General features: G+C 62.0%; 13 protein-coding genes. 8 read left to right on the top strand and 5 right to left on the bottom strand.

Annotation, left to right across the window (positions count from 1 at the left end):
• Positions 1 to 39 precede the first annotated feature (39 nt).
• The gene (locus CRO59_RS06815; protein ID WP_097088834.1) at positions 40 to 852 is read right to left on the bottom strand and encodes a class I SAM-dependent methyltransferase; all 813 of its coding nucleotides are present in this window, start codon (positions 850 to 852) and stop codon (positions 40 to 42) included.
• A gap of 30 nt (positions 853 to 882) precedes the next feature.
• Complete coding sequence (locus tag CRO59_RS06810) at positions 883 to 1155, bottom strand: DUF4242 domain-containing protein (RefSeq protein WP_007962415.1); 273 nt, start codon at positions 1153 to 1155, stop codon at positions 883 to 885.
• Between the two features lie 228 nt (positions 1156 to 1383).
• Here CRO59_RS06810 and CRO59_RS06805 point away from each other — a divergent pair, with 228 nt between their 5' ends.
• Entirely contained in the window at positions 1384 to 1845 is a 462-nt protein-coding gene (locus tag CRO59_RS06805; protein ID WP_096796491.1) for a GNAT family N-acetyltransferase, read from the top strand.
• A gap of 44 nt (positions 1846 to 1889) precedes the next feature.
• On the opposite strand, the gene CRO59_RS06800 is transcribed toward CRO59_RS06805, so the two are convergent.
• Positions 1890 to 2153: a DUF2790 domain-containing protein gene (locus CRO59_RS06800; protein ID WP_097088832.1), complete on the bottom strand. Its 264-nt coding sequence runs from the start codon at positions 2151 to 2153 to the stop codon at positions 1890 to 1892.
• Positions 2154 to 2449: 296 nt separating this feature from the next.
• On the opposite strand from CRO59_RS06800, the gene CRO59_RS06795 reads away from it, so the two are divergent.
• The 4 genes from CRO59_RS06795 to CRO59_RS06780 all read left to right on the top strand — a co-directional run bounded on the left by CRO59_RS06795 (position 2450) and on the right by CRO59_RS06780 (position 6840).
• Positions 2450 to 3190, top strand: a complete 741-nt coding sequence (locus CRO59_RS06795) for a response regulator (protein ID WP_027611658.1) — start codon at positions 2450 to 2452, stop codon at positions 3188 to 3190.
• Positions 3187 to 4488, top strand: coding sequence for an ATP-binding protein (locus tag CRO59_RS06790; protein WP_097088830.1), 1302 nt, complete (start codon positions 3187 to 3189; stop codon positions 4486 to 4488). The genes CRO59_RS06795 and CRO59_RS06790 overlap by 4 nt, the downstream gene beginning before the upstream one ends.
• A gap of 310 nt (positions 4489 to 4798) precedes the next feature.
• Positions 4799 to 5845, top strand: coding sequence for a methyltransferase domain-containing protein (locus CRO59_RS06785; protein WP_097088829.1), 1047 nt, complete (start codon positions 4799 to 4801; stop codon positions 5843 to 5845).
• Between the two features lie 152 nt (positions 5846 to 5997).
• A complete protein-coding gene (locus tag CRO59_RS06780; RefSeq protein WP_097088827.1) occupies positions 5998 to 6840 on the top strand; it encodes an NAD-dependent protein deacetylase in 843 nt (280 codons plus the stop codon).
• A 107-nt stretch (positions 6841 to 6947) separates the two neighbouring features.
• Here CRO59_RS06780 and CRO59_RS06775 read toward each other — a convergent pair whose 3' ends face one another.
• The gene (locus CRO59_RS06775; RefSeq protein ID WP_097088825.1) at positions 6948 to 7823 is read right to left on the bottom strand and encodes a LysR family transcriptional regulator; all 876 of its coding nucleotides are present in this window, start codon (positions 7821 to 7823) and stop codon (positions 6948 to 6950) included.
• Between the two features lie 150 nt (positions 7824 to 7973).
• Between CRO59_RS06775 and CRO59_RS06770 the strand changes: the two genes are divergently transcribed.
• The 3 genes from CRO59_RS06770 to CRO59_RS06760 are packed head-to-tail and all read left to right on the top strand — an operon-like array spanning position 7974 to position 10555.
• Entirely contained in the window at positions 7974 to 8672 is a 699-nt protein-coding gene (locus CRO59_RS06770) for a CoA transferase subunit A (RefSeq protein ID WP_007919568.1), read from the top strand.
• Between the two features lie 24 nt (positions 8673 to 8696).
• The gene (locus CRO59_RS06765; RefSeq protein WP_096796497.1) at positions 8697 to 9362 is read left to right on the top strand and encodes a CoA transferase subunit B; all 666 of its coding nucleotides are present in this window, start codon (positions 8697 to 8699) and stop codon (positions 9360 to 9362) included.
• Positions 9363 to 9373: 11 nt separating this feature from the next.
• Positions 9374 to 10555 (top strand): acetyl-CoA C-acetyltransferase, encoded by a 1182-nt coding sequence (locus tag CRO59_RS06760; RefSeq protein WP_047601805.1) that lies wholly within the window; start codon positions 9374 to 9376, stop codon positions 10553 to 10555.
• Positions 10556 to 10750: 195 nt separating this feature from the next.
• Here CRO59_RS06760 and CRO59_RS06755 read toward each other — a convergent pair whose 3' ends face one another.
• A complete protein-coding gene (locus tag CRO59_RS06755; protein WP_097088892.1) occupies positions 10751 to 12070 on the bottom strand; it encodes an Nramp family divalent metal transporter in 1320 nt (439 codons plus the stop codon).
• Positions 12071 to 12096: the final 26 nt, after the last annotated feature.

Here is a 12096-nt window from a genome sequence, read left to right as displayed (position 1 = left end):
CAAGCCAGCTCCCACAGGTTTTGGCATGATTCTGAACATTCAGCGTTTGGTGATGACCACCTCCAGATACTCGCTCGGCACCACCAGCGACTTCTCTCCCACCCGGTTCGAGCGGTTCAGCAGATCCGCCAGATCACTCTCCAGCGCCTGCCCGCTTTCCGGCGGCAATGCCGCGAAGGCCTTGTGCACCGGCCCGTACCAGTGGCGGAAAATGTCGATGAAGTGCGCCGCCGAGCGATAGCGGAAATTGAAGGTGCGGCGGGTGACCTGCAGCAAAAATTCGCGCTCATTGAAGTGGCTGTGCAACCACGCTTCGGTGCCCCAGTTCGACGGCGGCTGGGCCACGGCGGGGGGCGGGACGTGGCGACCGAGCACCTTGAACATCTGGCCGACGAAACCTTCCGGCGTCCAGTTCGCCAGACCGATGCGCCCGCCCCTTCGGCAGACCCGCGCCAGTTCCGCTGCGGCAGTCGCCTGATCCGGGGCAAACATCACGCCAAAGGTCGACAGCACCGCGTCGTAACTCTCGTCGGCGAACGGCAACGCTTCGGCATCGGCGACCTGAAAAATCACATCCAGATGCTCGGCCCGTGCCCGATCCTGTCCCCGCTCCAGCAGCGCCGCGACATAGTCGGTCGAGGTCACCTGACAACCACGTCGCGCCGCCGCCAGAGTCGCATTACCGTTACCGGCGGCGACATCCAGCACTTCCTCATCGCAGTGCAGGTCGCAGGCCTCGGCGAGGTTTTCGCCGACGATCTGCAAGGTGGTACCGATCACCGCGTAATCACCGCTGGCCCAGGCGACTTTCTGGCGCTCTTTCAGACCCGTCAGATCAATGGGAGTACTCATCAATCGTGCTCCGCAGCAGGTAGAAGGACTTCATTCGGCCGTGGTCGGGTCGATGACCGTCATCACCCGCGCCACGCTGTTGGCCGGGAATCCACCCAGCCTGGCGTGCTCGCGCACCTGCTCTTCGTCAGGGGCGATGTAGACGCAATAGATTTTGTCGGCGGTGACGTAACTTTGCAGCCACTGCACCTGTGGCCCGAGTTCACGCAACACCTGGCAGGAGGTTTGCGATACGGCTTGGAGTTCTTGCGGCGACAGCTTTCCGGCCCCTGGAATCTCGCGTTCAATCACGAATTTCGGCATGGCAACCTCGCGTTCTTTTTATCAGTGACAGGGCCGACAGTGGCCCTGCTCATCCACTATCGCGCCGAGGGTCGATGGCGTCCCTGCCAATCGTCCGAAGAGCCGGCAAAACAACGGCCGGGCCGATGAGTGGCGGTTTTTTGTAAAGGCCTCGAGACACTCCGAGATTGCCATTGCGTGGGGCAATCGGCTTTTATGCCTTCCCGTCTTCCGTGAATGGATTCCATCATGTCCCTGCGTTTTGAATGGCTCGTCAATCACCCGCAGCACAGCGACACTTACGCCGAGTGGATCCACCGCCAGTTCGCCTACGAATACGCCGAGCAACCCTTGGCCGAATGGCAACGCGAGTTCGCTGCCGGCCAGAACAATGGCGACTGGTCATGCCTGATTGCGCTGGACGGCGAGCGTCTGCTCGGCGGTGCGGCGCTGGCCCGGGCGGATCTGGCCCTGCGTCCGGATCTCGGCCCTTGGCTGGCGTGCGTGTTTGTCAGCCCGCAAGCTCGTGGCCAGGGGCTGGCAGAGCGGTTGATCGATGGCATCAGCCAGGCGGCGAAACAGCGCGGTTTCGCACGTTTCTATCTGCACACACAGAACAAGCAGGACTACTACGCGAAACGCGGCTGGACAGTGCTGGAGCGCTTTCGCGCCTGGGACAACGAGCAATGGCTCATGGTGCGCGACCTGTGAGCCATTGATATGCGCGGGCGGTGACTGTCGATGCATCTGAGCACTCAGTTCTGGTTGTTACAGCCATCGGCAAATTTGCGGTAATCCAGCACCTGGGTTTTTCCGGCCGAATCCAGGTACGTCATGCGCGCATCGATAATGCCGCAGTTCACCGCGTTGTCCTCGGTCATCGACAGCACTTTCTGGATGTCCAGGTGCGTGCCGTAGGTGTAGGTGTGCGGGCTGACATCGGATTCGGCCCGGGCCGACAGGGTGCAGATGTTCAGGGCGGCGAACAGGCAGGCGGCGACAACGGTTTTGTGCGTCATGGTGGTTTCCTCAAGGCTTGTATGGGTTGAGCCGAGGCAAGTTGTGTGGGCCTCGATGGAGCCTATTTGAGGCGCGTGAGGTATCGCGTCTGTGTCAGGAAACGGCCGCTATCAATCACTGTGTATCCCCACCGCCCGGAGATACACAGCGATACAAAACCCTGAAAAAATCGCGTTTTTGCATGTGTGTGTATCCGCCATTACGCCAGATACACTGCAATACAAACCCGGGCAGGCAAGCCGGCGCAGGCTCGATAGACTGCATGGCATTGCCCTTTGATAGAGGTTCTGCACCGATGGAACATGTCGATCACATCCTTATCGTCGACGACGACCGCGAGATCCGCGAGCTGGTCGGCAATTACCTGAAGAAGAACGGACTGCGCACCACCGTGGTCGCCGATGGTCGGCAGATGCGCAGTTTTCTCGAAGCCAACACTGTCGACCTGATCGTGCTCGACATCATGATGCCCGGCGACGATGGCCTGCAGCTGTGCCGCGAATTGCGCGTGGGCAAGCACAAGGCCACGCCGGTGCTGATGCTCACGGCGCGCAACGATGAAACCGACCGCATCATCGGCCTGGAAATGGGCGCCGACGATTACCTGACCAAGCCGTTCGCCGCCCGCGAACTGCTGGCGCGGATCAACGCGGTGCTGCGGCGCACACGAATGCTGCCGCCGAATCTGGTGGTCACCGAAAGCGGTCGCCTGCTGGCCTTCGGCCGTTGGCAACTGGACACCTCGGCCCGGCATCTGCTGGACAATGACGGCACACTGGTCGCCCTCAGTGGTGCCGAATACCGCTTGCTGCGGGTGTTCCTCGATCATCCACAACGGGTGCTCAGCCGTGATCAATTGCTCAACCTGACCCAGGGCCGCGAAGCCGATCTGTTTGATCGCTCGATTGATCTGCTGGTCAGCCGTTTGCGCCAGCGCCTGCTTGATGATGCGCGTGAGCCGGCCTACATCAAGACCGTGCGCAGCGAGGGTTATGTTTTTTCGCTACCGGTGGAAATCCTCGGGGCCTCGGCATGAGCCTCAAGCTGCATTGGCCACGCACCCTGGCTTCGCGGTTGTCGCTGATCTTTCTGATCGGGCTGATCCTGGCCCAGGCCCTGTCGTTTGGCGCGCAGTATTACGAGCGTTTCCAAAGCGCCAGAAGCACCATGCTCAGCAATATGCAAAACGACGTTTCGACGTCGGTTGCAATCCTCGACCGCCTGCCCGCGCAGGAACGCCCCGCCTGGCTGCCACGACTGGCTCGCACCAACTACGATTATCGGTTGAACGACGGCGATCCCGGCGCCCCGCTCGACGCCGAGGAGGTACCGGTGGCCGCGACCTCGATCAGCGGTGCGATCGGCGGCGCCCATCCGCTGTCCTTCAGCCGATTTTCCGCAGAGAAAAAACACTTCCAGGCCCATTTGCGCCTCAGCGACGGCAGCCCGTTGACCATCGATGTGCGTCCGGCCATGCCGCCGCTGTCGCCGTGGCTGCCGGGGGTATTGCTCGGGCAACTGGCGCTGCTGATCGCCTGCACCTGGCTGGCGGTGCGCATTGCCATACGCCCCCTCGCCCGCCTCGCCAATGCCGTGGAATCCCTCGACCCCAACGCGCACCCGGTGATGCTCGACGAGCAAGGCCCAACCGAAGTGGCCTACGCCGCACGGGCCTTCAACGCGATGCAGGCGCGGATCGCTGCGTATCTGAAGGAGCGCATGCAACTGCTGGCGGCGATTTCCCATGACCTGCAAACCCCGATCACCCGCATGAAATTGCGCGCAGAGTTCATGGACGACTCGGTCGAGAAAGACAAACTGTGGAACGACCTCGGCGAGATGGAGCATCTGGTGCGCGAAGGCGTGGCGTACGCTCGCAGCATCCACGGCTCGACCGAGGAAAGCCGGCGCACCGACCTCGATTCGTTCCTCGACAGCCTGGTGTTCGACTATCAGGACATGGGCAAGGACGTGCAACTGATCGGCAAGAGTGCGGCGGTGATCGATACCCGTCCCCAGGCCCTGCGCCGGGTGCTGGTGAACCTGACCGACAACGCACTGAAATTCGCCGGTGCTGCGCAGTTGCAGGTCGACACCGACGACGGTCTCTGCATCAAAATCCTCGATCGCGGGCCAGGCATTGCCGAAGCCGAGTTGCAACAGGTCATGCAGCCGTTCTACCGGGTGGAAAACTCGCGCAACCGCAGCACCGGCGGCACCGGCCTGGGCCTGGCCATCGCCCAGCAACTGGCCATGGCCCTCGGCGGATCGCTGACCCTGAGCAACCGCGAGGGCGGAGGCCTGTGCGCGGAGTTGAAATTGCCCCTGCGCTGATCCCCACACCAATCACCTGTGGGAGCGGGCTTGCTCGCGAAAGCGGCGTATCAGCCCCTGATGCATCGACTGACACACCGCGTTCGCGAGCAAGTCGAAGCTTCGTACCGCCGCTCCCACATTGGAATTTGCATGGCGCACAAACACTGCATCTTGCCCCAGCCCGGCTAGACTGATTCATTACCCAGTCGAGGGGGAATGCAGGACGACGTCAGCTGTGCCCTGCCCACTTCTGTGACCACCGCCCAGCGGCCCATGCCTCGACAACGTTTTGCCACCGGACGGTGATCCTGTATCAGGAGCACTCGTGATGGACGAAACACGACTCAACGCCTTCATGGGCAAACTGGTCAACGACATGGGCGGCGCCGCGATGCTGGCGAACGTCATCGTTGGCGAAGAACTCGGGCTGTACCGGGCGATGGCCGACAGTCAGCCGGTCACCCCGCAAGCCCTCGCCGAAAAAACCACCTGCAACCCGCGTCTGGTACGCGAATGGCTCAGCGCGCATGTCGCGTCCGGCTATATGGAGCATCACGATGGCCAGTTTCGGTTGCCGGAAGAGCAGGCGCTGGCACTGGCCGTGGAAGACTCGCCGGTGTACGTCGCCGGCGGACTCGGTGTGGTGGCCTCGTTTTTCCACGACAAGGACAAACTGGTCAAAGCCATGCGCGGCAATGGCGCCCTGCCCTGGGGCGATCACCATCCGTGCATGTTCAGCGGCACCGAACGCTTCTTTCGCCCCGGCTACAAAGGTCACTTGATCGCTGAATGGCTGCCGGCGCTGGACGGCGTGGTCGCCAAACTCGAAAAAGGCGCCAAAGTCGCCGACATCGGCTGCGGCCACGGCGCCTCGACGGTGATCATGGCCCAGGCGTATCCCAACTCGCGCTTCGTCGGTTTCGATTATCACGCGCCGTCGATCACCGTCGCCACCCAGCGCGCCGAAGAAGGCGGCGTCAGCAGCCGGGCAAAATTCTTCCAGAACAACGCCAAAAGCTACCCCGGCGACGACTATGACCTGATCTGCTATTTCGACTGTCTGCACGACATGGGCGACCCGGTCGGCGCGGCCCGGCATGCATTCAAATCATTGAAGAAGGACGGCACGGTGCTGCTGGTCGAGCCGTTTGCCAATGATGCGCTGGACGACAACATCAACCCGGTCGGACGCCTGTTTTACGCGGCCTCGACCTTTATCTGCACGCCGAATTCGCTGTCCCAGGAAGTTGGCCTGGGGCTGGGTGCGCAGGCCGGTGAAATGCGCTTGCGCAAGGTGTTTACCGAGGCCGGGTTCAAGCATTTTCGCCGGGCGACGCAGACGCCGTTCAATCTGATACTGGAGGCGCGCAAATAAATCACCGCTATCACCTGTGGCGAGGGAGCTTGCTCCCGTCGGATTGCAAAGCGAGCCCAAAACAAGCCTGCTGCGCAGTCCAGCGGGAGCAAGCTCCCTCGCCACACGGTTAATGCTAACCTGCGGGCATCGTCCTCCCCGGAGTGCTGACCATGCTCGACAGCCCGACCCGCGAACACCTCGACACCTTGCACCAAGTCATGGCCGATGGCGGCTTTGTAGTGCTGACCGGCGCCGGTATCAGCACGCCGTCGGGCATCCCGGATTACCGCGACAGCGAAGGTGTGCGCCGTGGCCGGCAGCCGATGATGTATCAGGAATTTCTCGCCGCTCCGGAATCCCGTCGCCGCTACTGGGCACGGGCCATGCTCGGTTGGCCACGGGTGCGCCAGGCGCGGCCCAATGCGGCGCATACAGCACTGGCCGAGTTGCAGCGCCAGGGGCGAATCAGCGACTTGATCACGCAGAACGTCGACACCCTGCACGATCAGGCTGGCAGTCAGAACGTGATCGAACTGCATGGCAGCCTGCACCGGGTGCTGTGCCTGGATTGCGGCCAACGCAGCGCGCGCGATGACATTCAGCAGCGGATGGTCGAGCAGAATCCGTACCTGGCCGGGGTCGACGCGGTGCAGGCGCCGGACGGCGATACCCTGCTCGATCCGGCCTTCGAAGCACGTTTTCAGACGCCACAATGCCCGTATTGCGAGGGTGAACGGATGAAACCGGACGTGGTGTTTTTCGGTGAGAACGTGGCGCAGCCGACGGCGGCGCGGGCCATGGCGGCGGCAGAAAATGCTGCGGGATTACTGGTGGTGGGGTCGTCGCTGATGGCGTATTCGGCGTTTCGTCTGTGCCGGGTGATCGCCGATCGGAGCAAGCCGTTGCTGGCGATCAATCTGGGCAAGACTCGCGCCGATGACCTGCTGGATCTGAAGATCGAGGCGTCATGCGAACAGCTGCTGCCGTTGCTGGTGCAACGCTTGACTTCCTGACTCGCGAAATCCCCTGTAGGAGCGAGCCTGCTCGCGATAGCGTCCTTTCAGCCAAGACTTTCCTCGACTGATACCCCGCCTTCGCGAGCAAGCCCGCTCCCACAGGATCAATGTTCGGCTTTGAGGATGTCGAACAGTGCCTGCGCCGCCGCCGACAGCTCATTGCCCGGCTCCGTGAGCACACCAATCGCCCGCTCCACTGAATCATTCAAGGTCAGGCAATGCGCGCCCAGCTCCAGCATCTGCTCGGCGCACAACGCTGGCACCGCACTCACCCCCAGGCCACTGGCGACCATGCGCCCGACGGTTGCCAGTTGATGACTCTCGAATTCCACCGGCAGCTTCAGACCCCGGGCCTGCAAGTGTTCTTCGAGCATCACCCGCACTGTCGACGGCCGTTGCAGGGTGATGAACGGTTCCTGCAGCAAGGTCTGCCAGTCGATTTCGCCAAGCCCGGCCAGCGCTGAATCCTGTGGCACCACGGCGACAAAGCGGTCGATGTACAACGGAGTGAAGGTCAGGGAGGTGTTCTGCATCGGTTCGAACGCGACACCCAGCTCAACGTGGCGGTCGCGAACCATTTCCAGCACTTGCTCGTTGATCACGTCGTTGACCGTGACATTGACGTTCGGATAGCGCGCGCGAAAGGTCTTGAGGATCGGCGGCAGCAGGTTGCCGGCAAACGACGGCATCGCCGCCAGCGTCACCCGCCCGCGTTGCAGGCTGAAGCGCTGACGCATTTCGTCTTCGGCGTTGTCCCAGTCGGCAATCAGACGCCGGGCCAGCGGCAGCAGCGATTCGCCCTCGGCGGTCAGCGCCACATTGCGCGTGTTGCGACTGAACAACCGCCCGCCCAGCCCCTCTTCCAGCGCCTTGATGGTCAGGCTCAGGGCCGATTGCGACAAGTGCAGACGCTCGCAGGCCACGGCGAAGCTCAGGCTCTGAGCCACAGCGAGGAAAGCACGGATCTGTTTGATGGTCATGAGCGCTATGCTTCCGTATCTGCAATCAGCCAATTGTTTAACTTTATCAATCAATCAACCTTAAAAATCAACTTAACAAATATATTCTCCAGCGAGACACTCCAGTCATTCGGCTAGCCAGCCGCCCGACAAACAATAAAAGAGGTGCATATGGCAGGTTTCGACAAGCGCGTGAGTTCCTACGAGGAAGCTCTGGCCGGTCTTGAAGACGGCATGACCGTGATCGCCGGCGGCTTCGGCCTGTGCGGCATCCCGGAAAACCTGATCGCCGAGATCAAACGCAAGGGCACGCGCGACCTCACTGTGGTCTCCAACAACTGCGGCGTCGACGGTTTCGGTCTCGGTGTACTGTTGACCGACCGCCAGATCAGCAAGGTGATCGCCTCTTACGTCGGCGAAAACAAACTGTTCGAAGAGCAATTGCTCAAGGGCGACATCGAAGTCATCCTGACCCCGCAAGGCACCCTCGCCGAGAAAATGCGTGCAGGCGGCGCCGGCATCCCGGCCTTCTTCACCGCCACCGGCGTCGGCACCCCGGTCGCCGAAGGCAAGGAAGTGCGTGAATTCAAAGGGCGCAAGTACCTGATGGAAGAGTCCATCACCGGCGACTTCGCCATCGTCAAAGGCTGGAAAGCCGACCATTTCGGTAACGTCGTCTACCGTCACACCGCGCAGAACTTCAACCCGCTGGCGGCCACCGCCGGCAAGATCACCGTGGTCGAAGTCGAAGAAATCGTCGAGCCCGGCGAGCTGGATCCGTCGCAGATCCACACCCCCGGCATCTACGTCGACCGGGTCATTTGCGGCACGTTCGAAAAGCGCATCGAACAGCGCACCATCCGCAAATAATCCAGGCTGACGGAGAATAAAAACATGGCACTTACCCGCGAACAAATGGCTCAGCGCGTCGCCCGCGAAATGCAGGACGGCTACTACGTGAACCTCGGCATCGGCATTCCGACCCTGGTCGCCAACTACATTCCCGACGGCATGGAAGTCATGCTGCAGTCGGAAAACGGCCTGCTCGGCATGGGCCCGTTTCCGACGGAAGACACCATCGATGCCGACATGATCAACGCCGGCAAACAGACCGTGACCGCGCGCATCGGCGCATCGATTTTCAACTCCGCCGAATCCTTCGCGATGATCCGCGGCGGGCATGTCGACCTGACCGTGCTGGGCGCGTTCGAAGTCGACGTTGAAGGCAACATCGCCTCGTGGATGATTCCCGGCAAACTGGTCAAGGGCATGGGCGGTGCGATGGATCTGGTGGCCGGTGCCGACAACATCATCGTGATCATGACCCACGCCTCCAAGGACGGTGAGTCCAAACTGTTGGCCAAGTGCAGCCTGCCGCTGACCGGCGCCGGCTGCATCAAGCGCGTGCTGACCGACCTCGCCTACCTGGAAATCGAAAATGGCGCTTTTGTCCTCAAGGAACGCGCACCTGGCGTCAGCGTCGAGGAAATCGTCGCCAAAACCGCTGGTAAACTGATCGTCCCGGATCACGTACCGGAAATGCAGTTCGCTGCCCAGTGAGGAATTCGAAAATGCAAGACGTCGTAATTGTTGCCGCCACCCGCACCGCGATCGGCAGTTTCCAGGGTTCGCTGGCCAGCGTGTCCGCGGTGGATCTGGGCGCTGCGGTGATTCGCCAGTTGCTCGAACAGACCGGTCTGGACGGTGCGCAGGTCGATGAAGTGATCATGGGCCAGGTGCTGACGGCCGGCGCTGGCCAGAACCCGGCGCGTCAGGCCGCGATCAAGGCCGGCCTGCCCCACGCCGTGCCGGCCATGACCCTGAACAAGGTCTGCGGCTCGGGCCTGAAAGCCCTGCACCTGGGCGCGCAAGCGATCCGTTGCGGCGACGCCGAGGTGATCATCGCCGGCGGTCAGGAGAACATGAGCCTTTCCAACTACGTGATGCCGGGCGCACGCACCGGTCTGCGCATGGGTCACGCGCAAATCGTCGACACCATGATCAGCGATGGTCTGTGGGATGCGTTCAACGATTACCACATGGGCATCACTGCCGAGAATCTGGTCGATAAATATGAGATCAGCCGCGAACAGCAGGACGCCTTCGCCGCCGCTTCGCAGCGCAAAGCCGCTGCGGCCATTGAGGCCGGACGCTTTGTCGATGAGATCACCCCGATTCTGATCCCGCAGCGCAAAGGTGACCCGGTGGCGTTCAAGGTCGACGAACAACCACGTGGCGACACCACCGCCGAATCGCTGGCGAAACTGCGTCCGGCGTTCAAGAAGGACGGCAGCGTCACCGCCGGTAATGCTTCGTCGCTGAACGATGGCGCCGCTGCAGTCATCCTGATGAGCGCCGAAAAGGCCAAGGCCCTGGGCCTGCCGGTGCTGGCAAAAATCGCCGCATATGCCAATGCTGGTGTGGACCCGGCGATCATGGGCATCGGCCCGGTCTCGGCCACCCGTCGCTGCCTGGACAAGGCTGGCTGGAACATCGGCCAACTGGACCTGATCGAGGCCAACGAAGCGTTCGCTGCACAATCGCTGGCAGTGGCCAAGGATCTGCAATGGGATCTGGACAAGGTCAACGTCAACGGCGGCGCCATCGCCCTCGGTCACCCGATCGGTGCGTCGGGCTGCCGCGTGCTGGTGACGCTGCTGCACGAAATGATCAAGCGTGATGCGAAAAAAGGTCTGGCGACCCTGTGCATCGGCGGCGGTCAGGGTGTGGCGCTGGCGCTGGAACGCGGTTAACCCAAAGGAGCAATACAGGCGGCGGACGGATCCACGACATCCGCTCGCTGCCTGGTTTCATCGCTTTTGTGGCGAGGGGATTTATCCCCGATGGGATGCGCAGCAGCCCCAGTTTTTATTGCCTCGACACACATCTTTGCCAGCGCTTCGCACTGGATCGGGGATAAATCCCCTCGCCACAGGGTGCTTTGAAAATCACACCACCATCTGCAGAATCAACCAGGCATTCGCGCCACTGATCACCGCAAACAAGCCCCACGCCAGCACCCGGGTCGGCAGCCGGTTCACAAACGGCCCCATCAGTTGCTTGTCGCTGGTCATGCGGATCAGCGGGTACAGCGCAAATGGCAGTTGCAGGCTGAGCACCACCTGACTCAGCACCAGCAATTTGCCCACCGCGTTATCGCCCATCAGCCACACGCCGAGGAACGCCGGGATCAGTGCCAGTCCGCGAGTGATCAACCGCCGCTGCCAGCAGGGAATCCGCAGGTTCAAATACCCCTCCATGATCACCTGCCCGGCGATGGTCCCGGTGAACGTCGAGCTCTGCCCCGACGCCAGCAACGCCACGCCGAACAGCACACTGGCCAGCGCGCCGCCGACCAGCGGGTCGAGCAGGTGGTAGGCGTCCTGAATGTCGACCACGTCGGTATGCCCGGACTGGTGAAACGCAGCCGCCGCCAGAATCAGGATCGCCGCGTTGACCAGCAGCGCCAGCGCCAGCGAGCCGATAGTGTCGATGCGCGCCAGGTTGACCGCGTCCTGCTTGCTGGCCAGGTCCTTGCCGATCATCCGCGTCTGCACGATCGAAGTGTGCAGGTAGAGGTTATGCGGCATCACCGTCGCGCCGAGAATACCGATCGCCAGATACAGCGGTGCGGCATCGCTGATCGCCGAGAGCGACGGTTTGAAACCGGCGAACACATCCGGCCAGTAGGGCTTGATCAGCGCCAGTTCAACGAAGAAACACACGCCGATGGTCGCCACCAGCACCAGCATGATCGCCTCCAGCCGACGGAAGCCACGGTTCTGCAAGGCCAGCACCAGCAGCGTGTCGAAGGCGGTCAGGGCAATGCCGAAGGTCAGCGAACAGCCAAGCAACAAGTGAAACGCCAGGGCGCAGCCGAGCACTTCGGCCAGATCAGTGGCGATGATCGAGATTTCCGCCAGCACCCATTGCAGGCGTGCGGTCGGGGTGCTGTAGCGCTCGCGGGACAATTGCGCCAGATCGCGGCCGGTGGCGATGCCCAGCCGCGAGCACAGGCATTGCACGACCATCCCCGCCAGGCTCGCCAGCAACACCACAAACAGCAGGCTGTAACCAAAACGCGAACCGGCCTCGATCGCGGTCGCCCAGTTGCCCGGGTCCATGTAGCCGATCGACACCAGCAAGCCCGGACCGGCAAAACGCAGCACGCGTTTGAAGAACGAAGCGCTCGGATCCACCGCGACGCTGCCGGCCACTTCCGGCGGGCAGAACGGCGCGGTGGCTATTTTGGGTAAGCTGAATTTCACGCACACATCCAGAAACAAGTTCGAAA

It is taken from the genome of Pseudomonas sp. LAMO17WK12:I5, from assembly GCF_900215165.1.
Taxonomy (GTDB): domain Bacteria; phylum Pseudomonadota; class Gammaproteobacteria; order Pseudomonadales; family Pseudomonadaceae; genus Aquipseudomonas; species Aquipseudomonas putida_A.
The sequence above is the reverse complement of the archived record's forward strand: the minus strand, read 5'-3'. Positions and strand labels throughout refer to the sequence as shown.

What these genes read in the sequence shown, in the direction of transcription:
- CRO59_RS06815 (WP_097088834.1), bottom strand. Translation starts at nt 852, where the DNA reads ATGAGTACTCCCATTGATCTGACGGGTCTGAAAGAGCGCCAGAAAGTC.
- CRO59_RS06810 (WP_007962415.1), bottom strand. Translation starts at nt 1,155, where the DNA reads ATGCCGAAATTCGTGATTGAACGCGAGATTCCAGGGGCCGGAAAGCTG.
- CRO59_RS06805 (WP_096796491.1), top strand. Translation starts at nt 1,384, where the DNA reads ATGTCCCTGCGTTTTGAATGGCTCGTCAATCACCCGCAGCACAGCGAC.
- CRO59_RS06800 (WP_097088832.1), bottom strand. Translation starts at nt 2,153, where the DNA reads ATGACGCACAAAACCGTTGTCGCCGCCTGCCTGTTCGCCGCCCTGAAC.
- CRO59_RS06795 (WP_027611658.1), top strand. Translation starts at nt 2,450, where the DNA reads ATGGAACATGTCGATCACATCCTTATCGTCGACGACGACCGCGAGATC.
- CRO59_RS06790 (WP_097088830.1), top strand. Translation starts at nt 3,187, where the DNA reads ATGAGCCTCAAGCTGCATTGGCCACGCACCCTGGCTTCGCGGTTGTCG.
- CRO59_RS06785 (WP_097088829.1), top strand. Translation starts at nt 4,799, where the DNA reads ATGGACGAAACACGACTCAACGCCTTCATGGGCAAACTGGTCAACGAC.
- CRO59_RS06780 (WP_097088827.1), top strand. Translation starts at nt 5,998, where the DNA reads ATGCTCGACAGCCCGACCCGCGAACACCTCGACACCTTGCACCAAGTC.
- CRO59_RS06775 (WP_097088825.1), bottom strand. Translation starts at nt 7,823, where the DNA reads ATGACCATCAAACAGATCCGTGCTTTCCTCGCTGTGGCTCAGAGCCTG.
- CRO59_RS06770 (WP_007919568.1), top strand. Translation starts at nt 7,974, where the DNA reads ATGGCAGGTTTCGACAAGCGCGTGAGTTCCTACGAGGAAGCTCTGGCC.
- CRO59_RS06765 (WP_096796497.1), top strand. Translation starts at nt 8,697, where the DNA reads ATGGCACTTACCCGCGAACAAATGGCTCAGCGCGTCGCCCGCGAAATG.
- CRO59_RS06760 (WP_047601805.1), top strand. Translation starts at nt 9,374, where the DNA reads ATGCAAGACGTCGTAATTGTTGCCGCCACCCGCACCGCGATCGGCAGT.